Source organism: Candidatus Eremiobacterota bacterium, from assembly GCA_031082125.1.
Classification (GTDB): domain Bacteria; phylum Vulcanimicrobiota; class CADAWZ01; order CADAWZ01; family Ess09-12; genus Ess09-12.
This window is the reverse complement of the sequence record JAVHLM010000045.1, coordinates 18,040-40,421: the sequence shown is the minus strand read 5'-3', so window position 1 is coordinate 40,421 and position 22,382 is coordinate 18,040. Positions and strand designations below refer to the sequence as shown.

Below are 22,382 nucleotides of genomic sequence, written 5' to 3'. Positions count from 1 at the left end.
CAGCCGGGAGCGGGAAAAATATGGCATCTCATGGACTTGAGATTCTCAGGCAGCTTCTTCTGGCCGCGGGGCGCAATGCCCCGGGTGTCCTTCTCCGCCTTGCAGGCTTTACGGCCCTCGGCCTGGCACTCGGAATAGCGGTCTTCCTGCTCTGGTACCGTCTCGTGGCGCGAAAGCGCTGGCTTGAGGTTCATCCCGGGGCAGACCCTCTCATCAGGTTCATCGTGCTTCTTGTGTGGGTTTTCACCATTCCGTTCCTGTCAGGTGCCGCCGGCCTTGTGATGGGCACCACCTCTGCCTGCATCTATGTGGTGACCCATGAGCACCTGGGGGTGAAGGCCGGTGAGCTTGCATTCCAGGCAATAGCAGTTGCTGTCGTGATGCAGGAGAAATCGGCTCAGGGAATGGGGAGCAGCGAGCAGCTCCTCTATGCCCGGGGCCTCATGGAGGGCGAAAAAACCGTTCCCATCTCGTATATCAAGACCATTGTCCCCCGTCATATTGCCGAGGTCTCGGTGGAAAAAATCCAGGGTTATATCCCTTCGGTGGAGAACGGCTTTCTCCGTGTGACAGCCGTAGTGGTCATGGAGCGGTCCATCTCCTGGATGGTCTATGCTGCCGCAAGCGACAGCGGCGATATCATCTACAGGCTCTGCGAAGAGCTCGCAAAGACTGACAACTCGACAGACAGCGACGGGACTGTCACCGTGAAGGAGATTGCATCGGCTGTCTCGCGGGTTTACTTCGAAAGAGAGGCTACAAAGTGGATCTTCTGGGCCGGCGCCATAAAATCGCTTTTTCTCCTTGCCACTCTTGCCGCGATCCTCGTGGCGCCGCCGCTCCTCGCCGGCATCACAAGATATTTCCTGAAGAGACGCAGTCAGGGAAAGTCGCCGGTACTTCCCGCCGCTCCTCCCGCCGATTCTGAAACCCCTGAGAGGCCCCTCTCCTGAGGTTTCCGTCACGAGAGAGGGGCTGCCCGGGATTCTCTGTCTTTATCAGGGGACAAGAGCAAAACTCCATGGCCCGTCGAGCAGCGCTTTTTCCCTGTCACCGGGAGCGCTCTGAAAAGACTCCCGGGAGCTGCACTGCGGGCATGTGACGGGATCCTCTCCGTAGAGCTTTACCTCCCTGAGATTGCAGGGATCAAGATAAAGCTGAAGAGTCTCTGCATTATAAAGGGCGGGATTTCCGCATCGGGTGCAGATATAGATCTGGAAATCATCATTGCCGCATATTGTGGCGCCCCGCAGGGCAATTGCTTCGAGGTTGACTGCCCGGATCAAAGCTCACTGCCTTTCAGGCTATCGCTCATAATAATACGCCTTGACCCCTGAATCCACCCGTTTCCCCTGCTCCCGTCCCCAGACTGCGAGATTTCCATGGCCTGAGGCCTTCCATTCGAGGTAATTCCCGATCAGCTCTGAGATGCCCTTGAGCTCTTTCTCCCAGTAGCGTTTCAATATCGGCTCCGAGAGCTTCCGTATGTGGTCTTCGGCAATGGCGCAGCATTTCATGTCTTCTTCAGGGTCGCCGATATAGGAATCGGGCAGGTGGTGGACAGAGTGGCCCAGTTTCTCCGCGAGGGAGGTGATGACGGCGATCCTGGCCCTGTCATCAAGAGGATTGAGGGTGAGGGCCTTTTCAAGATGGGCGGGGCTGTTGAAATGGATACCGTACCAGCGGAAGGGTGCCGACGAGGCAGTCTCCTCGTCACACCATTTTTCCATCACGGGCTTTATCACCTTTTCCTTGAGGGCTCCCGGGAAGGGGCCGTAGTCGGCATCCATGAGCGTTTCGCACCAGGTGAGGAGGCACGTGGCGAAATCCCTTTTCAGCTCTTCCGGCCATTGCCCGGTGGAGGCGATAAAGGTGTCAAGGTGCGCGAAAGCCTCTTTTCTGAGGCCTTTTTCCCTGGCCCTGCAGTAAAGGACATACTCGCTCCACTCGGGGTGCTTCGAGGCCTCTTCCGCTGCGAACAACAGAGCCCTGTTCTGGCCTGGCGAGTTCATCGGGCTATCCTTTTTTGGCAAGCTTGACGCCGCCGATTACGACGGCCTCCTGATCCTCTTCGACCTTCAGGCCGTCAGTCCTTCTCTGCTCCTCCTCGATAATCCTGGAGATCAGGCTGGAGCGCGCCGATTGTCTCCGCTCAAGCGTTTTTTCAGTGTCTTCTGCTCTCTTGTGAGCTCGCCTGTGACGAATTTATCCGTTTTTTTCGGAATGATCCATTTTCTGCAGATTCCCCTATGGTAAAGCCGTTCTGTGAAACTTGCAAGACTGCAGTCATCGCGATCCTCCTTCGCGCCCGGGAGGTGCTTCCGGCGGCATCGCCCCCCGAATGGCTCCCTGCGCTGATCTTTGAATTGATTGTACCATGAGAACCGCTGTAATTCCATACAGGAATGGTATCCGGTAGAAAAGGGGGCCTATGAGGAGAGAGCCGGTCCTCCATGCGGAACGCTGTACCGTGGAGCACCGACTTTTTCTCCCTATGGCCTTATAATTGAATCACTTGATAGTAAAAGGAGGCCACCCGAAATGTTCAGACGCTCGGTGCTTCTCATTCTGTCTTTTCTTTTTCTTGCGTTTTCAGTAGTTTCTGCCGAGTCTCCCAAAGAATGGTTCACCAGGGGAAATGATTTTTTTGATCAGGGGAAGTACCGGGACGCGGTAAAATGCTATGATAAGGCCCTGGAAGGCGACCCGGAACTCTCGGAGGCCTGGTGCAACAGGGGACTTTCCCTCTATAGCCTGGAGAAATACCAGGAGGCTCTTACTTCATGCGATAAGGCCCTGGAGCTGAATCCTCACTCCGTTGACGGCTGGTACAATAAAGGCCTCGTGCTGGTGAAGCTGGGCAGGTTCAGCGATGTGGTAAAGTGCTTCGACAATGTCCTGAAACAGGAGCCTCAGAATAAAGCGTCATGGAATATCAAGGGTCTCGCCCTCGCCGAGCTTGAAAACTACGATGACGCCCTGAAGTGCTTCGATAAGGTTCTTGACCTGGACCCGGGCTATCAGAAAGCCTCCACCAACAAGGGCCTCGCCTTCTTTGAAAAGGGAAAGACCCTTTACGTTCAGTTCAAATACGATGAAGCCGTCACATGCTTCGGCAAGGCGGCGGAGTTCCTCGGCGACAATCCCGACCTCTGGACTTACAAGGGAATGGCCCTCTATGACCAGGGAAAGTACAGCGACGCCCTCAAATGCTATGAAAAAGCTCTTGCGCTTGATGCAGGATGCACAAAGGCAAAAGAAGGCAGGGGAAAGGCCCTGAAGGCCCTGGAAAAGCAGGAAGTGGAGAAGAACGTTGAAAAATAGAGGGTGATTTTCCCGGACTTCCTCTGCCCGCTGCAGGATCACTCCAGGGCTTCATGTAATATCCTACAGGGAAAGAAACCTTCGTTACCGGGGAGATTGACTGTCTATTGTACCAGGGAGGTCATTCCTCCCTGAGATTGAGAGGAACGCGCGATGAAAAGCTCAACAGTGATTGTGCTCTGTATCCTTTTGCTGCTGGCGGGGTGCCAGGCATTGGGCGACCGCTCGGCGGTGAGCGTGCAGGGCGGCCAGCAGGTTCAGGGCCAGGGGGGCCAGGTGCAGGGACAGCAGCAGCAACAGAGCCAGCAGCAGCAGCAGGTGCAGCAGGCCCCGCAGCCCGGCAAAAAGGCCATGACCTGGAAGTTCCACAAGAAGGATCCGGAGCTTGGCATTGTGCTGGCAGGCCTGGGAGGAGGCGATCCCTATCACGGCGATACGCTCATTACCGAGTCCCTCCCGGTGCTTGCCATAAAGAAGGAGAGCCTTCCAAGGCCCAACTACGCCGTCGATAGAACCGGCGGTTCGATGGATAAGGAGTATTACCGCGGATGGTCAGGGGGACGCGTCAAGCTCACGCCGCCAATCAGGGGAACGGAACTCACCTCCCTTGAAGCGGCCAATGATTACTGCCGCAAGAGCTGCGGTGAGGGTTACCGGATGGCGGAGTTTCACGACGGACTGGTGTGCCCGGGAATGGACAAGGACAAGTTTCATGGCGACACGTGGCCGGGAAGCGATACCCTCCGGAGGGGCGGCTGGAATTTCTGGGCCTATGGAGAGGTAAGCACTGACGGCAGGTTCTGGGTCTCCATAGATGACCAGGACGCCAATTGCTGGGGCCGGTGAAGCTTGGCGCTTATTTTCCCTTGGGCAGCTTCACGCCCCCTATGATGACGAAGTCCTCTTCCTCCAGCACCTTGGGAGCCTGGGGCTCAGGGCTTTCAGGGGAGCTTTCACCATCGCCGGGCATTTTGCCGATGTCGGGCTGGAAGGCGATGATCCTGTCGTAGTTGTTGAGATAGACAACGCCCTCCTCGCCGAAGGAGAAGTTGTTGCTCGAGATCTCCCCTGCCCTGAGAGTGCCCTTATCCCCGCCGTCTTTGTCAAAGAGGCAGAGCTCCCCCGTATGGGCGCTCACGTAGAGCTTCCCGTCAGGCCCCATGTGGGGCTTCGAGGCGAAGCCGCCCTTGATTGTTTTGCTCCAGAGCTCTTTCCCGTTCCCGTCGAGCTTCACGAGGTACCCCTCGGGATAGGCGGCGCTGGTGTCGGAGGCCAGGTAAAGGGAGCCCTCTTCGTCGAATGCCGGGACCTGGGTGAGGCGGGCGTGCCCATTGGCCCCCGTCACCTTCTCATTGAGGGTGTAGGTCCATTTCAGCTTTCCGCCGGGCGTGTAGCACGAGAGGTTCCTCTCGCCGTGGCACGCGTAAATCGAGCCGTCGGGCCCCTCGGCGATGTTGCCATGGGTGTAGGAAGGCCAGGACTCCACGGGGACCCTGAACTTTTCTCTTCCGTCGGGCTTAAGCGCGATGAGGAAGTCCTTCTCCTTGATTTCCCCGGAGGAGAACCATCCCCCCGGTTTTTTCTGCGCCTTTGACGCCGAGAGGTAGACAGTGCCGTCGCGCCCCACCATGGCCCTTGGGTCGCCCGTGGGGTCACCGATGGCGTCGTAGTGCCAGAGCAGGTTTCCGTCCTTGACGGCCTGGAACCTGAGATTCTGTGAAGAGGTGCCCATGCCTTCAGGGTTTCCCCTGATGATATAGACGGTGCCATCTGGGCCTATGGCGGGGGGAGTGTCATCCCAGCTTGAAAATCCCGAGGTGGGGTAGCTCCAGAGCTTTTTCCCGTCCTTATCCAGGGCGCAGAGATTCCCCGCCGTGCGGATATAGGCGTTGCCCTCGCCGTCAAGGACCGGCGAGCTCTTCGCGGGCTCGTCCAGGAAGGCCCATTTCACTGTTCCGTCAGGGTTGAATGCCGTGAGGTACCACTGGTCCCTCGTGCCCACTCCTGTGTAGAGGGTTTTCCTCTCCTTGTCGAAGACAGTGTCGCAGGCTGTTGAGTCCTTCTTTTCAAAGTCCCATATGACACGGGCATTGACTATCTTCTCTTCCAGCTCCTTCTTGTCCGGCGAGAGGAGGGCCTTTCCCACCTCCTGAGAGGTGAACCTGCGGCCCTGGGGCCCGGTGCTCGCTGCAGGGTCCGATTTCTCGAACGTGTCTTGAGGGGGCTGCCCATTCTCCCCGGCAGGCGGCAGCGGAGGCGACTCCCTCCTTGAAGTTCCGGTGGATAGAGGTTTTATGTCCATAAAGCTCTCCTCATCAAATACAGTCTCATTTGTCCGCCATGGTGCCTGCAAGGTTACTTTCGCGGCAGCTTCCCTCACGCAGGCGAAGGACTTTTACTCGAAGCGCTTGAGAAAAAACTTGTAGGTGTCACGTTCCGCTCTGGCCTGCTCAAGAGCCTCGCTCCCCGCCCCGTGCTTCTCGGCGCTTTTCAGGCGCTTCTTTGCCTGGTGGGCCAGGTCCTTGAGGGCGTCCTTGACGTCAATCACCCTGATGTCGGCCTCGCGGTGGTAAAAGGGCTCGCCTTCGGGAATACTCTCAAGCTTTTTGACAAAGACAATCTTCTTGCCGTCAGGCGTCCAGCACGGCGACTGGGCGGCCTTGCCGTAGAAGGTGAGCTGGCATCTTCTGCTGCCGTCGGGAGTGGCGAGCCACAGGTTCTTGTCGCCCGACTCGTCTGAGTGGAAGGCAATAAGGTCTCTTTTTTTGTGATAAAAAGGATGGCGCTCGTCGGAGTCAGGAGTTTTCGTCAGATTCATCTCTTTACCCGTGGCGGGATCAATGGTGATAAGGTCCGACGTGGCCTCAGCGGGGCCTTTCATCTCCTTGTGGGCCACGATGACTCCCTTCATCTCCGAGGGGTGCTTGTAGGCTGCCGCTCCTTCGGAGTCAGTGATGAAATGATAGGTGTGGCCTGCGGGATCGCCTATGAAGATATTGGAGTACTTCTCGGAGGTGAGGTACTTTTCTGACGGCGGGCCGCCGTACCCGATGATGAAGCCCTCGTGGGTCTCCACGGGGTGCTTGAGGTTCTGCCCCGGGTCATGGAGCACAAGCTCCCGCGAGGAGGTCTTTGTGTCAAAGCGGCCGATGCCGAAAGTCCCCTTCTCGTTTGAGCGGTAAAAGATGTGCCTGCCGTCCTGCGACCATGTCCCCTGCTCGTCAATCTTCCCCCGGTGCTTTTCCAGGAAGGCGGGCAGGCTTTCCCTGGTGACGGGCTCGCCGGTGAAAAGGGAGCGGATGTGCTTCCCCTTGAGGTCCATCTCGAGCATCTGGGAGGTCGTGTAATCTCCCACGACGTTGAAGATCACCTTCTCGCCGTCGGGCGAGACCTGGGGGAACTCGGCATAGCCGAAGCTCTCCGCGAGAGTCTTCACGGCATCCTTCGGGGTCTGGAGAGGCTCGAGGCCCCTTATTTCAGAAGAGTCCGCCATGACGGGGGATTCCTGGTCCGCGGAAGGTGTCCTGGAAGACAGCGGGAGCGCCCCTCTGGTCACCTGGCTTAAAGAGAAAGGACGCAGCGGATCTATCATGGAATCACCTCATTCCTCTGGAAAGATTTTCATCGCCCTGCAATGGGCGCCTCCTGCGATGTGAAAGCCATTGCTCATATTATATGATCACGCCGCCCGGAATGCAATTTCCAGTTTGTAAACACCTGGCCATGAAAGGATTTTCAGGGCGCCATGAGAAAGCCTCTTCCTGGGAAGGCAGGTGCGCCGGTGAAAAAAAAGATGAATCTGAAGCTGACTACCAACAGGATTCTTTTTGTTGTGGCGATAGCCGGCATGATTGTCACCGGCGCTCTGAACCCCGGGGGCGGGAATTCAAAGGATTCCGGGGTGACCTTCTCACTGCCTTCGCAACCGGCGCCGGACCCCAACCTTCCCCTGCCTCCCGCAAAGCCCCGTGAGTGGGGCCTGAATCCCTTCGACCGCCCCTTTCTTTTCAGGCTGGGAAGCACCGACAAGATGACGGCGCTGGAGAGGGAGGGCATCGTGGCGGCCCAGTACCACCAGATCCTTACCGGGCTGGGGGACAAGGTGCCCGAGGTGGAGGTGAAGGACTATTCCGGTGTCACGGGAGTGGCCGTTGGCGGGAAACCCCTCGTGACCGTGCTGGCCGCCGACTGCCCGGAATATTACGGAAGGCTCTCCGATGAAGCGAAGAAGCGGCTGGAGCACCAGGTCGCTGAGCAGTGGAAGCACCTGCTGCAGATGGATCTTGCCGGCGAGGCATTGCTGCGATCTCCCGTGTATCTGAGAAACTATCCCTATATTGTCTCCATGCTCTTCTTTCTCTGCCTGCTCCTCCATGTGCTCGCCGATGCGGCGGCAAGGCGCTGGATGCGCTCGCCGGCATGGTCCCTCAAGCTCCTGATATGGCTGGGGTGGCTGTCAGCCTGCTTCTTTCTCCATCCGTTCCTGAAGCCCATGGCTGCCACACTCGGCCGGGGAGCGCTGCGCCCCGTGTTCCTCGCTCTTCTGATCGGCACCCTGATGAACCTGCTCTTCCAGGTCAGCTGCCTGATTTTTGAGCGTTACATCAAGTCTTACAGGAAGGGACACCTCAGCGAGGCTCGCCAGGAGCAGAGGATCGCCACCCTGACCCAGGGGGGGCGTTTCTTGATCGGGACGGTGGCGGTGATATGGGGCACGGCATGGTTCCTCTTCGCCGTCGGAGTCCCGGTCCACCAGTTCTTCGCAGGCGCCGGTCTCGCCGGCATCGCCCTCAGCGTAATCGGCAGGGACATCCTGATAGACTATTTTTACGGCATCAACATCCTGCTGGGAGATTATTTCAGCATCGGCGACTGGATTGAGGCCGGCCCCGTATCCGGCACAGTGGTGAGCTTCAATCTCCGGTCCACCCAGATCAGGGAGATCGACGGCGGCCTCTCCATCGTGACCAACGGGATGCTGAACCGCCTGAAGAACCACTCCCGGGAATGGGCCAACACCGATTTCCGGGTGGGCGTCGCGTACGGCTCCGATCCTGACAGGTGCCTCGCTCTGATACTTGAAGAGATAGAAGGCCTCGCTGAGGCCTGGCCGGAAAAACTGGAGAAGAAGCCGGTTCTGAGCGGTGTGCAGGAGCTTGCGGAGAGCGCCGTCATGCTGAGAGCCCTCGTGAAGACCGCTCCCCTTGCGCAGTGGGAAGTGGGCCGGGAGCTGAACAGGCGCGTCCTGCTCCGGTTCGGCCGCGAAGGGGTGGAGATTCCCTTCCCCCAGAGGAAGATCTGGATAGAGAAAGAAAAGGGGGCCCTGTAATCCCGGCCCCCTATCCCCATTTCTCATCTGCCGGTGTTCTTGATGTTTCGGCCGAACTTTGGCCATGGGCTCCCGGTGTCGAGGCCCCCGCCGTTGCCGTATATGGCGTAGAACACGCCGTTGTAAGCGCCTATGTAGATGGTGCCGTCGCTCCCGATGGTGGGAGAGCAGTAGAAATAGTTGCCTGTGCTGTAGCTCCATTTCGGGGTGCCTGTCGAGGCGCAGAGGGCGTAGAGCTTCCCGTCCATCGTGCCTACGTACACAGTGCCGTCATTTCCCTGTGCCGCCGCTGAGTACTTCACCGGCCCTGTGGAATAGCTCCACTTCAGCGATCCTGACACCGAGGGGTTAATGGCGTACATGAAACCATAGGGGGAACTATTAGTTCCCACATAGATGGTTCCGTCGCTTCCCACGGAAGGCTGGCTTTCTATGGCATCGCAAGAGAAGCTCCAGTTCGATGAGCCCGATGAGGTGACTGAGTAGAGACGGGCGTTGGTGGCGCCGGTGTAAACAGTGCCGCCGCTTCCCACCGAGGGGCCTCCCTTGATAGTCCCCGCGGCTGTGTAGTCCCATTTCAACGAACCGTCAGAAACTGAAAAGGCCATCAGGTGGCCGCTCCATGTCCCCATATAGATGGTTCCGGCTGTGCTGTCAATAGCGGGATTGGATACCAGGCTGCTGCTGAGGCTCATGCTCCACATCGCGGAGCTCGGTGCCGATGAATTGATGGCATAGAGCCAGCCGTCAGTGCAGGGCGCATAGATGATGTCGTTTGAGCCGTCATTGCCGACAGCGGGTCCCCCCCCATCGAAGGCGGCTGATGCCTGATAGCTCCACAGGGGGGTTCCCGAGGCGCTCAATGCATAGAGATAAGTGTCCTGGCTGCCCACATAGACGGTGCCGTCGCTTCCCACGACGGGAGATGAAGTTATGATGCCGCCTGTGGAAAAGCTCCACAGGGGGGTTCCCGAGGCGCTCAATGCATAGAGCTTTTTGTCATAGCTGCCGACGTAGAGGGTGCCGTCCGATGCGATGGCAGGCGAAGAAAAGTACAAATTAGCGCCTGAGCCGGGGAGGCTGCAGCTCCACTTCAGCGCTCCGGGCGACGAAGTCGGGGTGGGTGACGGGTTAGGCCCCGGCCCCGGAGGCTGCGGAGAGGGCACGGGGGAGGGCGTCGGAGACGGCGATGGCTCAGGCGTCGGCGACGGTGAGAGCGTCGGCGTCGGCATCGGCGAAGGTGAAGGAAGGGGCGACAGGGTGGGGGTGAGGGTCATGGTCACCTCGGGATTGTCGCCGGTGGTGACATTGATGTCATAGAAGGCCTCGGCGAGGGCCTCGTTGGACGCGTTGCTCGCGAGGATCCGTATGGTCTTCCAGCCGATGGGCACATTGTCGATGATGGCCGTGGCAGTGGTTCCCGAAGCGGGCCTGTCAACGCGCACGGGGGGGACGGCTTCATCGGTTGTCCCCCGCTCATAAATATATATGGCGAAGTATGTCGTGCCGGCGGGGATCTCCCTGAGGAGGAACTCGTCCCTGCCCCCCGGTATGGTGCCCCTGAGCCTGACGACTCCCGCGGCGCCTTTCTGGGGGAAGGGAAGGGTGATGGCGATCCTCGCGATCCTCGCGCCGCCCGCAAAGCCCCCGATGCCTCCTGCGGCGCCGCCCCCGCCTCCTCCTCCGCATCCGGGAACGAAGAGGGAGAACAAGCATGCCGCAATGAGGGAAACGAGAAACCACATCCCGACCTGGTTGTTTTTCATGAGAACCTCGTTTCTTTTGAATTGGCGTTTTGAATCGCTTTCTGTCACTCCGGAGAGCCTTCTCTCCCTGGAACCGGAAGCAGTTCAGTCCTAAATTGTCAGGCCGCTGAGAAAGCTTACCATAAATTATACATGATCTTCTGCGGGCAGGCAAGAGGTATTGCGTGCGCAGTCCTCAGGAACCCGGGGAGACTCCGGCGTCACGCGCCGCAGATCCCCGCCGGCCCCCCCTGCATAGACCAGGAAAGGGGTCCCTCCAGAGAGGGAGCCGAAGGTGAAGGTGAGATCATAAGGCGCTTTGCCGCTCATGGTGAGAGTCCTGAGGCCATGGAGCAGGTGGAGGTGGCAGGCCTCGCAGAGGGTGATGAGGTTCCAGGGGTCATCAGTGCCCCCCTGGGAGCGCCTGATGATATGGTGCACGTGGAGGTTGCGGCGGCATCGGCAGCCGGGGGCCTGGCAGCGGAACCGGTCACGTTTGAGGATTTTATGGTGATGGGCTGCCTGCTCTTTCCCATTGCATGCCCCTGCATACAGATGATCGCTCCCCGACTGGTTTCCGAGGCCCGCACACAGACAGGAATCTTTTTCAATTTCCATGCTGGCCTCGGCGTCGCGCAGCTCATCGACATCGCTGAAATACTTCCAGAGCTTCTCAAAACACCTGTCCCTGAAGAGGGAGAGGGCGAAGTCCCAGGTGAGGGCAAGAGAGGGTGGCACGCTGAAATACATCATCGTGCCTTCATCCCTAGCTTCGGGAGCGTCGTCGGAAGGGGCCGCCGATCCGGCCTTCCCTTCGGCGAGGGCCCTTTTTACTTCCCTCTCGAGGCCGCACAAAGAGCGCACCTCTGCAATGGTGAGCCACCAGCACTCGTTCTCAGGCGTCGCGACCCTCGAGAGATGACGCAGGGCGCTCTTTGCGATCCTGCCCTCCAGAGGGCCTGAAAGGGGCAAAGAGGCCAAAAAGGACCCTGAAGGTCATAAGGCGGCAGCCAGCGAAGGATTGGGCCTGTTTCCCCGCGTTTCAGAGCCGGTCTGCCGCCGGGCGGAAAATATTTGAGCCGAAAAACTCTTTGTGGCAGGTAATGTGTGAGAGTATCACCGAAGCCATGCACAGGCGCCGGTCCCGCTCATCATGGCAGAAAGGAGGCCCCCCCTTTCTCTCGAACTTCAATAGAAGCGCTGATAATCGGCGAGCTTTCCCTTCCGTATCAGCCATCCTGCAGCATGCCCCGGATACTCCGGGGGGGGGCGTGGCGGGAAGCCATCATTGAAGCGGGGGAATAAGGAGAGCTGAAATGGAGAGCCAGTCGATCCCGACCCAGGAAAGAGGCCGCTCAACAGGCCTGGTTCCCGCCATCCTTGCCCTGCTCTTCTTTGCCCTTTACCTTGCGACCCTTACCCCTGACTGGGGGACCTCCACGCCTTACAACACGTGGGATGCCCTCGAGTATGCCCTCTGTGCCTCCACGGGGGGCATCGACCACCCGCCGGGCCATCCCCTCTACCTCATCGCGGCAAGGCTTTTCTGCGCGGTCCTCTTTTTTCTCCCCCTCCCTTATGCCATGAACCTCTTTTCCGCCTTCTTCGGGGCCCTTGCCGGAGCGGCCGTCTTCATCCTCTCACGGAAGGCCCTGTCCCTGATCTTTCCCCGGTGCGCCGCCCTGCCGCTCCTGGTCCTGGCCTCTGCCGCAGCCTGCACCTTCGGGATCTCAGGGCTCTTCTGGAGCCACGCCGTCATCACCGAGGTCTTCACTTTTTTCATGTTCCTCATGGCGATGTCGCTCTATTTCGCCTTTCTCTTCCTGGAAAGGGGCGGGAAAAAGTGGCTTGCCCTGAGCAGTCTCTGCGCGGGCCTGATGATGGGAACGAGCATCCTGAATGCCCTCACCTTTGCGGCGCCCCTTCTTCTTTTTCTGCTCCTCTGCCCTGTTGAGAAGACCACCGCAAAAGAGAGGCTCCTCTCCCTGCTTCTGGTGATTCCCGGCCTGCTCGCCTACCTCTATTATCTCTGGGCCCTCGCCTCGGTGCCTCCCTTCATTCATCCCACCGCCGTGATGAAGGGCATCGCCACGGGGTCTCCCCGGTGGTTCGCCGCCTACATGAGCGGGAGCCCCTGGCGCGAAGGCCCCATGTTCAGCATCGGCAGGCTTTTTTCCAATATAGTGCCCTATTTTCGGAATATAGTGCTTTCTCAGCTCCCTCCCGTGACGCTTGCCCTCTTTCTCGCCGCTCTTGTCCTCACGATAGTGCTGCTGTTCCCGCGCCGCGGGGAGGGACTTTCCCGCTTTTCCACAAGAGCGAAGGTTCTCTCCCTTCTTGTGCTTCTCTTTCTCTCAACTACCCTGCCGTTTCTCACGCTCAGCGCCATGGAGGGGCAGGGCGCCAACACCTCCTTTGCCCTTCCCTCGCTGCTGCTCTACCTTGTGCTCGCTGCCGCCGGCGCCCTGGCGCTCTATCTCCGTATCCTGGAAGGCCCTCTTCTTGCCCTTTCGGGACGCGCAAGACTCCCGCTGTCAGCGATGCTTGTGCTCGCGATTTTTGTGCTGCCGCTCTGGCTTCTCGCGAAGAACTTCCCTCTTGTGAACGGCCGCGCCATGGTGAGCTGTTATGAGCCGACGCGGGCCATCGTCGGCGCTCTCCCGCCCCGCTCGATCATATACAGCTCCCTCATCCTCCAGCAGCTTGTCACCTATTTCAACCGTTATGATGCCGCCGTGGCGGCAAAGCATCTTCTTGTGAAAAGTCCCGATATCTCTGTCATGGAGCGCATTACTGCCGGTGCAGTTCCTTCGCGGCAGGCCCTCCAGAAGAACGCCTTGCTCAAGGAAGACCTCGAGAGGAGCCTCTCCGGCGGTATTCCCCTTTTTATAGGCGGCGACAGCATCGACGAGGACAAATACCCCGAAGTGCTGCTGATGGGCGACGTGACGCTTGAGCCTTACCTCCCCGACGTTTTTTTCAGGCCGATGGCCGTCGTGCCCACCGATGCCCTCCCATACCGGATAAAGGGCTTCAGGAAGGCTGTCACGGTCAAGGCATTGCCTCCCGGTGTCTTCAGGGGGATTGCCAACGACGGAACCTTTGGCGGTGAGCTCCAGTTCCTTGGCTACCGGCTTCCCCCCCAGCAGGTGAGCGCCGTGTACCGGAAAAAGCTCACTTTCTGCTTTTACTGGAAAGCCCTGAGGGAGATCCCCCGCGACGTCCTGGCGTCTCTCATCCTGCTTGATGAAAGGTATAGAAAAGTCATGCCGGAGAAGACCACCAGCTTCTTCACGCTGGGGGGAAAATCCGGCACCTCGAAATGGCGCACCGGTGAAATCACCGAGGACCAGGTCTATTACTATCCCCCGCAACGGCTTAGGGGGAAGCATTTTCTTGCCCTTGGCGTCCACGACTCAGGCGGCTCAGTCATCCGCTACATTCCAGGGAGCCAGGGGGAGGACGGGAAAGGTTTTGATTTCATGCTCCTTCTTCCCCTCGTGCTCTGAATAACAGCAGGAACATCGGGGGGCGGCATGTAAATTAGAGAGTGACACTTATAAATTAGAGAGTGACACTTATAAAAAGGAGGACTGCTCATGGGACTTCAGGAGCGCAGGGCTGTAAAGAAATTCCAGGATGACATCTTTCCGGGGCTGAAAAAGAAGGTTGACGAGGCCGCCGCATTCGAGGTGGCAATGGAGATTGACTGGGAGTCCCTGGGTATCGAGGAAATGACCCATCTTTACGAGGACTCTTTTCCCAAGGTATATTTCCAGCCTCTCATCAACGGCTTCAAGGAGATATGCATTGACGACATGGGTAAGGAAGCACTCCGCGCCGGCCTCAAGAAAGTGGTCATCTGCAACAGGATGGGGAATTACTCCGCCGGCTCAGCCATCAACTTCGACGGCGGCGTGCTCACCATCGATCACCTTCCCACCACCAATATCGACGACGTGAGAGACCGCACAAAAGCCGTGGTCGAAGTGATTTCTAAAAAGCTGTAAGAAGGAAAGCGCATGGACACACAAGGCTCAATCCTCAACAGGCTCCCTCCCCGGAAGCCTCACGAGATCCTCGAGGAGCTCGCCGCCAGGACACAGGCCTCTGACAATGACCTGTTTCTCCTCACCCTTCACCTCAATTCGGGGCGTGATGTCAAGGGATATCTCACCGGCGTCGAGGAAAAGACCTCTGGAGGGAGCCGGGCAGTGACGCTGAGGCCGGCAGATCACTCGGGCTTTGCCACCAATGATGTCTTTTATGTCATGATGTCAAGCATTGAGGCTCTCACCGTCCATGGAGCGCAGAAGGCGGTGAGCCCCCTCTCTGGAGGAAGCCTCGAGGTGCCCCCCGGTGGCACGCCTCCCACCCGCCTGGACCTGAAAAGGAGAGCCGAGGAGCACTCGCGCCTTCTTGCGGAAAAACTGGGCCATGCACTCGCCGTATCGGTCGAGTGGGATGCCTTTCCCTCGTCTGACGGCGCCATGTGGGCTCTGAAGGAGCAGCTTGACGCCCTTGAGAAAGCGATGATCCGCACCGCTTCAGATGATCTGGGCCGCTCAGAGCTCTCGGCAAAGGTGCGCGAAGTGAGGCTTTCGGCAGCAGGCATGAAGAGCTGCCGCATTGCAGGGGGAGTCCTTTCCGTGGCTCTTGCCGCTGAATCCGGGGGAAAAGGCCGCTTCAGCGCCGATGAGCTGGAGAAGGAGATAGAGAGGCTCCTCTGAAGGGGCAGAGAAGGGATTGCGGGAAGCGGGACCCATCGCTTGAGTCATCGGCTTCAGCCTGTTGCCTTTTTTTCCGCGCTGTTCAGGGAAAGAAGGCATATTCATAAATGCTTCCAGAAATCGACAGAAGAAAAGAGGTCCCCATGGAAATATTAAAAGAGAAGACCACAGGCCTGTGCAGTGAGTGTTACAGGAAAGTGGATGCCCAGGTCATCGCCGAGAATGACAAGGTCGTCATTCTTAAGAGCTGCCCTGAACACGGTGTGACCAAGGGGGTGCTTGAGAGGGATGTAGATTTTTTCAGGCGGGTCATCTCGGTGAAGCGCGTCAGTGATCCCTGTCCCTATCCTTTCAGGACCCTGATGATCAACATCACCCATGGATGCAACCTGAAGTGCCATCTCTGCTATCTCCCCGAGAGGGACACAAGCCTTGATTTCACCCTTGACGAGCTCAAGAAGGCCATCAGGGAGTATCGCGGCGCTACGGTGACGCTCTCGGGCGGCGAGCCCACCACGAGAGAAGATCTCCTGGAGATAATCAGCTATGTGAGGTCCCAGGGAAAAATAGCCGGCATTGTCACCAACGGCGTGAAGCTCGCCGATATCCGCTTTGTGGAGAAGATCAGGGAAGCGGGCTGCACCCTTGTCAATTTCTCCTGCAACGGCCTCAATGAAGAGTCTTTCACAAAGATCGAGAATGCCAACCTGCTGGAGACAAAGCTGAAAGGCCTGGAGAACCTGAAGAAAGTGGGCGGCATCTTCTGCCAGCTCTCGTACACGATGGTCCGGGGCATCAATGACGATCAGCTTGGTGAGCTCACCAGGTACGCCCTGGAAAACAATGATTTCATCTACCAGATAAGGGCCCGCGTAGCCACAGGCATAGGGCGCCGCATGGGTGAGAAGGACATCTATCTCTCGGACTTCGTCAAATACCTGGCAAGGGAGATAAGGATGCCTTACGAGTACCTCATGGCGTTCTGGACCTCCACCATGTGGTTCCCTAATACCTATCTCTTTGATTTCGACTACTACGCCTTCCTCGAGCATCCCATCATCAGAGAGAAGCTTGGCTATAAAAAGAACGGTCCCGAGAGCATGACACGGTATCTTGCCCGGTACATCGGTGAAGAGAATGCCAGAAATATCCAGGCTTATAAGGATGCGGCGGAAAAGAAGGGCCTCGTTGAGCCCAATTTCGTCTATGTCATTTTCTCGTGGCCCGACAAGCACACCATGGATTACGAGGAGACCAAGGCCCTGAACCTGGATATACTCTTGCGCGACGGCACCGTGACGGAGTACTGGGACGGCATCATCAGGAACGAGAAGTTCGCGATTCTCTAGCGGAGCCTGTGGAGCCTTACCTGCGGGGCATGTAGAGCATCAGTTTCCTTATCATGGTCGCGAAGCGCTCATCGGTAAAAAAGTCATTTATGAGGTGCTCCTTGGTCTTCCTGAGGTCTTCCAGGGTAGCGCTGCTCACGTTGAAGTTCAAAGACTGGTAATCGTATTTATCTCTGAATTTCTCGATGTCAACGCCCTCTTTCTTGAGGGTTTCCGCCATCTCCGTCCCCTCGAAGGGATTTACGGAATGGATAATGGCGAAGTCCACGGCGGGGTCAAGCGAGAAATCACAGGTCATCTGAAGCTCTTCCTTTGTCTCCGTGGGGAATCCGAGCATGACGAAGAGCTTTATGAGGACATCCTGCTTCGAGGTGAAGCGGATTGCCTCGCGGAGGCGCTCCAGGTTGATGTTTTTCCTGATCATCTTCTGCAGGCGCGGTGAAGCGGTCTCCAGGGCATAGGTGGCCTGGAACATCCCGGCGGCCTTCATCTTGAGGATCAGGGCCTCGTCCATCATGTCGCCCCGGAGGCCATTGGGGAAGTTCATCATTATTTTAAGGTCCTTCTCGATGAGAAGGTCGCAGATGGCGTGGACCCTCTTCTTGTCGAAATTGAATATATCATCCCTGAAGTCGAACTGCCTTATGCCGAAGACCTTGTAGAGGTACTCGATCTCCGTCACCGTCTTTTCGGGGCTCTGGGCACGGAATTTTTTGCCGAAAATGCTATGGCAGAATGTGCAATTGAAGGGGCAGGCCCTCGATGAGAAGATAGAGACCACCTCACGTCTTGCGCTCAGGTACACGGGGACCTTGGGGAGCCACATGAACTCGAAATATTTCTGGTGTTCCACGAGGTCCCAGGCGGGGAGGGGAAGGATGTCCAGATTCTGGATGAAGGGCCTTGGCTCGTTGACCTGGATGGCGCTGCTGGCGTCCCGGTAAATGAGGCCCTGGACCTCCCCGAACCCTCCGCCGGTCTCTATATGCTCGAGGAGATCGATGAGTGTTATCTCGCCCTCGCCGAAGACGGCGTAATCCAGGGGCGCCTCCTCCATGACCTTTCCCATCCAGGCCGTCACATGGGGGCCCCCGGCCGTGAGAACGGCTTTCGGAAGAAGGGTTCTGAAGAGCTTGATTATTCCGTTGGCGAAAAGTGAGTCGCGGCTCACCACGCGGAAGCCCACGAACTCGGGGTTGAACTCTTTCACCGTCTCTTCGAGCCCATGGTAGTCTTTTTTATAGAGCCGGAGATCTATGATGCGTATCTCGGCATCACTGTCTTTCTCCCTTATCATGGCCGCAAGCTGAACGAGGCCGATGGGCTGCACGACATCGAGGGGCACATCGGCTTTGAAGCCTTCGATGTAAACGTGCCAGAATTCCTGGGCTTCCACAAGGAGATATCTTTTCATATTTCTCTACTTCTGAGCCGAGGGTGCCATTACCTTCCTTGCTGGAATATGGCGCGTAAGTTTCTCAGCCATCATGGCAAAGCGCTCCTCGGAAAAAAACCTGTTGACGGCGTCGTCTTTAATGGCCTGGAGCTCCTGGGCGCTCACCTCGCTCACGCTCATCCGGGCCTCCAGGTAATCGTACTTGTCGCGGAACTCGTCGAGGTTGACGCCGCTCGCCCTGAGGCTCTCGGCCATCTCGGTGCCTTCAAAGGGATTCACGGTGTTCAGTATCAGGAAGTCGATGGCCGGGTCAAAGGCGTACTCGAGGGTTTCTCTCATCTCCTCGCGGGTCTCCGTGGGGAACCCCAGCATGACAAAAATCCTTATAATGATGCCCTGGGCCGACGTGAAGCGTATGATATGCCTGAGCTTATCCAGGTCAATGTTCTTTCTGGTCATCTTCTGGAGCCGTGGTGAGGCCGTCTCAAGCGCGTAGGTGCACCTGAACATTCCCGCCGCCTTGAGCTTCAGGATCAGCTCCTCGTCCATGATGTCTCCCCTGATGCCGTTCGGGAAGGCCATCCTGATATCGAGGCCTCTCTTGATGATGAGATCGCATATCCGGTGAACGCGCTTCTTGTCCAGGTTGAAAATGTCGTCCCTGAAGTCGAACTGCCTGCAGCCGAAGGCTGTGTAAAGGTATTCAATCTCCTCGACGACCTTCTCAGGGCTCCGGGCGCGGAAGCGCTTCCCGAAGATGTTGTGGCAGAAGGTGCACTTGTAAGGGCATCCCCTGGAGGTGAAGATGGAGACCACCTCGCGCCGGGCGTTCAGGTACGCCGGTATCAGTGGGTAATACATGGCTTTAAAATATTGTTCGTGGTCCACCAGGTCCCAGGCCGGCATAGGGAGGCTGTCCAGGTCGTCGATTGTGTCCTGGGGTGCGTTCTCTCGGATTCTTCCTTCTGAATCGCGGTATATGAGGCCTTTTACCTCGCCCATGTCACCCCCTTCGTCTAGGTGGTAGAGAAGGTCAAGCAAGGTGATCTCCCCTTCGCCGAAGACGGCGAAATCGAAGGGGGCCTCTTCCATCACTCTTCCCCTCATGGCCGTCACATGGGGCCCCCCGCCCACCAGGAGGGCCGAGGGCATCAGCGCCCTGACCATCCTGACCATGTCATTCATGAAAATGCTGTCGCGGCTCACCGTCCTGAAGCCTATGAACTCGGGCTCAAAGTCCCTGATGAGCCCCGGAAGGGTGGAGAAGTCGTTCTTCAGGAGCCTCAGGTCCAGGATCCGGATCCGGGCGTCGGCATAGCGCTGCCTTATGATGGACGCAATCTGTGCAAGCCCCAGGGGCTGCACGAGGTCGAGGGGGATGATGGTCTTGTGGACGGGCAGGTCGAGCTCCCAGAGCTTCTGTGCTTCAATGAGGAGAAATCTTTTCACTGTGGTGCTCCATTCTGCTTATCTGATGCGATGCCTGTTTCCTGTATGGTTTCGTGCGTCGGCGCGCAGTTCCTGCCCGGGCCCTTCCCTCCGGAAGAGAAGGATATTTGGCGGGGAGCCTGAATCTACTCCCCAAAGGCATATTCAGGGAGGATGGCGGTGAAACCTCTTGTTCACCTCACCTTTACTCTCAACGGCACCCCCGTAGAAGACCAGGTCCCCGGAGATAAATCGCTCCTCTGGTATCTCAGGGAGAGACGGGGTCTCACCGGTGCCAAGAGTGGCTGCGGGAAAGGCCACTGCGGCGCCTGCACGGTCCTTCTGAACGGCGATCCCGTCCGATCATGTGTGATCCCGCTCTCCTCACCCCGGCTGCAGAAAGCCATAGTGGAGACCATCGAAAGCCTCAGCCCCCCGGGCGGCCCCCTCCATCCCCTCCAGCAGGCCTTTGTCGATAACGGTGCCATTCAGTGCGGGTTCTGCACGCCGGCAATGATAATGTCCGCAAAGGCGCTCCTCCAGGAGAACCCCTCGCCGGGCGAAGAGGAGATCAAGGCCCATTTCGCCAGGCACAGGAATTTCTGCCGCTGCACCGGCTATAAGAAGATCGTGGACGCCGTAAAGGATGCTGCGGCCCGCATCAGCGGAGGGGAAGCTCCCCTTGCCGGGGGCTCAGAGGATATGAGCGTCAGGCGGGCTGAAGCCGGGGAGAAGGCGAGAGGGGCCCTGAAATACGGGAACGATCTCGTCCGCCAGTCCATGCTTTATGGCAGGATTCTCTGGTCCGGGAGGGAGCACGCCCTGCTGAGGGAGCTTGACTGCAAAGAGGCTGAGGCACACCCGGGCGTCAGGGCCGTGGTCACTTATCGTGATATCAGGGGCACCAACAGGATCGGCTGCATCGAGCGCGATCAGCCCGCCCTGCTCGCCGTGGGAGATAAGACACGCTTTCCCGGCGATCCCGTCGCCTGCGTCTTTGCCGAGAGCGAAGAAGCGGCCGGGGCAGCCCTTGAAAAAATCATCATGGTCTTCGAGGATCTTGTGCCCGTGAGAACTGTGGAAGAGGCCCGGCGGCCCGGGGCGCCCCTCGTCCATGAGGAGAAGAAGGGCAACCTTTTCCGCCACGTGAGGCTTGAGCGCGGAGATGTCGATGAAGCCTTCTCCCGCTGCGACGCCGTCATTGAAGAGCGTTTCTTCACCCCCAGGATCGAGCATGCTTACCTTGAGCCTGAAGCGGGCCTTGCATACCCTGACGGCACCGGCGGCCTGCTCATTGAGATCGCCACCCAGGATGCCTTCAGCAACCGGGCGGAGCTCTCTGAAGCGCTGGCGATCCCTGAGGAAAAGATAAGGATTATCCAGATCCCCGTGGGAGGGGCCTTTGGCGCGAAAGGGGAGCTGGTGCTCCAGGCCTGCCTTGCCCTCGGTGCCCTCAAGTGCAGCGCCCCGGTGAAAATTTCGCTCTCCCGCGAAGAATCCATAATGGTCCATGTCAAGCGCCATCCCGTGGCGATGCAGTACAGGCTGGGAGCGGATCGGGAGGGAAAGCTCCTGGCCCTTGACGCGTCGCTTGAGATAGACAAGGGGGCCTATGCTTCCTGCGGCCTGGAGATCATACAGAACATGGCCATCTTTGCCGCAGGCCCTTATTTCATACCCTCCGTGAGAATTGACGGCAAAAGCTGGTACACCAACGCGGTGCCCTCGGGGGCGATGAGAGGCTTTGGCGCGAACCAGGTCACCTTTGCCATGGAGTCCATGGTAGACCTGATGGCCCGGAAGCTCTCCCTTGACCCCATTGAGATCCGCATAAGGAACGCCCTCAGGCCGGGCCTCCCCAACGCTGCGGACCAGGTCATCGAGCCGGGCATGCTCGGCGTCGTAGAGACTCTGGAGGCCCTCAGGGACGTCCTCAGGGAGACTCCCCCGCCGCGCCCCGGGAAAGGAAGAAAGCTGGGCCTCGGCATCGCCTGCGGTTACAAGAACATGGGCTTCGGCCACCATGTCCCCGAGAGCGCCGCTGCAGACGTGGAGCTCTCTCCGGGCGGGGACCTCACCGTCAGGATCAGCCATCATGAGCTCGGCCAGGGGGCCCTCATGGGCACGCTCACCATTGCCTCCTCGGCCCTCGGCATCCCCAAGGAAAGGATATCCGTCATCACGGCTGACACCGCGGAGACTCCCTATACAGGCTCGACGAGCGCCTCAAGGCAGACCGTCATGACGGGAAATGCCGTCATGACGGCTTGCAGGAGCCTCCTCTCATCGGTACGCCAGGCTGCCGCCGGGCGGCTCGGCATTGCCGAGCCTGCCGCCCTGTTTCTGGACGGCCCGCTCCTCAGGACGGCAGACTCCCGCCGTTCCATCGCTCTCGGGGACCTCGGCTGCCCCCTCGCGGCCTCATTCAGGTACTTCCCTCCTGAAACTGTGGCCTTCCCTCCGCCAGGAGAAAAAAGCGCCTGGGGCACACCGGGGTTCAGGAGCAGAAAGGCCCACTGGGGCTTTTCTGCCGGGGCCCATGCCGCCTGGGTCGAAGTCGATGAGGAGAGGGGCGACATCAAGGTCCTGAAAGTCATCGCCTGCCATGACGTGGGCAAGGTGCTGAACAGGCGCGCCGTGGAGGCCCAGATAGAAGGCGGCGTGATGATGGGGATAGGCTATGCCCTCACCGAGGAGTGGCCCCTCGTGGAAGGCCGTGCCCTCAATGACACATTCCTGAAGTGCGGTGTCCCTGACGCCTCGATGGCCCCCGAGATAGTCTCAGTGGCCGTCGAGGTTCCCTTCCCTGAGGGCCCCTACGGTATGAAGGGCTTCGCCGAAGTCACCTGTGTTCCCATAACCCCGGCGGTGATAAACGCCATCCACGATGCTACGGGATGCCGCGTAAAGGACCTGCCGGCAGGGACAAAATGGGCTGAGCTCCACCCGTCAGTACCCCCTGGTAAAAGGAAGCTCAATGGAAAGCCCCGATGAAAATGAAAGCCCACGGAGCGAAAGGGGTGATCCCGGCGCTCAGGAATCCCCGCCCCTGGTGACATACGGCCTCATGGGATCCGTATT

At 58.4% G+C, this 22,382-nt stretch carries 17 protein-coding genes; 9 read left to right on the top strand and 8 right to left on the bottom strand.

Annotation, left to right across the window (positions count from 1 at the left end; all coding sequences use genetic code 11):
• Positions 1-20: 20 nt before the first annotated feature.
• The gene (locus RDV48_29375; protein ID MDQ7826946.1) at positions 21-953 is read left to right on the top strand and encodes a hypothetical protein; all 933 of its coding nucleotides are present in this window, start codon (positions 21-23) and stop codon (positions 951-953) included.
• A 45-nt stretch (positions 954-998) separates the two neighbouring features.
• Here RDV48_29375 and RDV48_29370 read toward each other — a convergent pair whose 3' ends face one another.
• Positions 999-1,286 (bottom strand): hypothetical protein, encoded by a 288-nt coding sequence (locus tag RDV48_29370; protein MDQ7826945.1) that lies wholly within the window; start codon positions 1,284-1,286, stop codon positions 999-1,001.
• Between the two features lie 18 nt (positions 1,287-1,304).
• On the bottom strand, positions 1,305-2,012 hold the full coding sequence (locus tag RDV48_29365) for a hypothetical protein (protein ID MDQ7826944.1): 708 nt from the start codon (positions 2,010-2,012) through the stop codon (positions 1,305-1,307).
• 529 nt (positions 2,013-2,541) lie between these two features.
• On the opposite strand from RDV48_29365, the gene RDV48_29360 reads away from it, so the two are divergent.
• On the top strand, positions 2,542-3,324 hold the full coding sequence (locus tag RDV48_29360) for a tetratricopeptide repeat protein (protein ID MDQ7826943.1): 783 nt from the start codon (positions 2,542-2,544) through the stop codon (positions 3,322-3,324).
• A gap of 153 nt (positions 3,325-3,477) precedes the next feature.
• Entirely contained in the window at positions 3,478-4,170 is a 693-nt protein-coding gene (locus RDV48_29355; protein MDQ7826942.1) for a hypothetical protein, read from the top strand.
• A 10-nt stretch (positions 4,171-4,180) separates the two neighbouring features.
• Here the strand turns inward: RDV48_29355 and RDV48_29350 are convergent, their stop codons facing one another.
• Together RDV48_29350 and RDV48_29345 are read right to left on the bottom strand one after the other, a co-directional pair.
• On the bottom strand, positions 4,181-5,626 hold the full coding sequence (locus RDV48_29350) for a PQQ-binding-like beta-propeller repeat protein (protein MDQ7826941.1): 1,446 nt from the start codon (positions 5,624-5,626) through the stop codon (positions 4,181-4,183).
• A 93-nt stretch (positions 5,627-5,719) separates the two neighbouring features.
• Positions 5,720-6,916, bottom strand: a complete 1,197-nt coding sequence (locus RDV48_29345) for a hypothetical protein (GenBank protein MDQ7826940.1) — start codon at positions 6,914-6,916, stop codon at positions 5,720-5,722.
• Between the two features lie 189 nt (positions 6,917-7,105).
• Here RDV48_29345 and RDV48_29340 point away from each other — a divergent pair, with 189 nt between their 5' ends.
• Positions 7,106-8,653 carry a mechanosensitive ion channel family protein gene (locus tag RDV48_29340; protein ID MDQ7826939.1) on the top strand — a complete coding sequence of 516 codons (1,548 nt, stop codon included), beginning with the start codon at positions 7,106-7,108 and terminating at the stop codon, positions 8,651-8,653.
• 23 nt (positions 8,654-8,676) lie between these two features.
• Here the strand turns inward: RDV48_29340 and RDV48_29335 are convergent, their stop codons facing one another.
• A complete protein-coding gene (locus RDV48_29335; protein MDQ7826938.1) occupies positions 8,677-10,419 on the bottom strand; it encodes a PQQ-binding-like beta-propeller repeat protein in 1,743 nt (580 codons plus the stop codon).
• A 126-nt stretch (positions 10,420-10,545) separates the two neighbouring features.
• Positions 10,546-11,379, bottom strand: a complete 834-nt coding sequence (locus tag RDV48_29330; protein MDQ7826937.1) for an HNH endonuclease — start codon at positions 11,377-11,379, stop codon at positions 10,546-10,548.
• A 335-nt stretch (positions 11,380-11,714) separates the two neighbouring features.
• On the opposite strand from RDV48_29330, the gene RDV48_29325 reads away from it, so the two are divergent.
• The 4 genes from RDV48_29325 to RDV48_29310 all read left to right on the top strand — a co-directional run bounded on the left by RDV48_29325 (position 11,715) and on the right by RDV48_29310 (position 16,477).
• Complete coding sequence (locus RDV48_29325) at positions 11,715-13,907, top strand: DUF2723 domain-containing protein (protein MDQ7826936.1); 2,193 nt, start codon at positions 11,715-11,717, stop codon at positions 13,905-13,907.
• A 90-nt stretch (positions 13,908-13,997) separates the two neighbouring features.
• Positions 13,998-14,408 (top strand): hypothetical protein, encoded by a 411-nt coding sequence (locus RDV48_29320; protein ID MDQ7826935.1) that lies wholly within the window; start codon positions 13,998-14,000, stop codon positions 14,406-14,408.
• Positions 14,409-14,420: 12 nt separating this feature from the next.
• Positions 14,421-15,128 (top strand): hypothetical protein, encoded by a 708-nt coding sequence (locus RDV48_29315; GenBank protein MDQ7826934.1) that lies wholly within the window; start codon positions 14,421-14,423, stop codon positions 15,126-15,128.
• A 143-nt stretch (positions 15,129-15,271) separates the two neighbouring features.
• Positions 15,272-16,477: a radical SAM protein gene (locus RDV48_29310; protein ID MDQ7826933.1), complete on the top strand. Its 1,206-nt coding sequence runs from the start codon at positions 15,272-15,274 to the stop codon at positions 16,475-16,477.
• Positions 16,478-16,493: 16 nt separating this feature from the next.
• On the opposite strand, the gene RDV48_29305 is transcribed toward RDV48_29310, so the two are convergent.
• Entirely contained in the window at positions 16,494-17,891 is a 1,398-nt protein-coding gene (locus RDV48_29305) for a radical SAM protein (GenBank protein ID MDQ7826932.1), read from the bottom strand.
• Positions 17,892-17,897: 6 nt separating this feature from the next.
• Positions 17,898-19,322, bottom strand: a complete 1,425-nt coding sequence (locus tag RDV48_29300) for a radical SAM protein (protein MDQ7826931.1) — start codon at positions 19,320-19,322, stop codon at positions 17,898-17,900.
• A 159-nt stretch (positions 19,323-19,481) separates the two neighbouring features.
• On the opposite strand from RDV48_29300, the gene RDV48_29295 reads away from it, so the two are divergent.
• Entirely contained in the window at positions 19,482-22,295 is a 2,814-nt protein-coding gene (locus tag RDV48_29295; GenBank protein ID MDQ7826930.1) for a molybdopterin-dependent oxidoreductase, read from the top strand.
• The last annotated feature ends 87 nt before the right edge of the window (positions 22,296-22,382 follow it).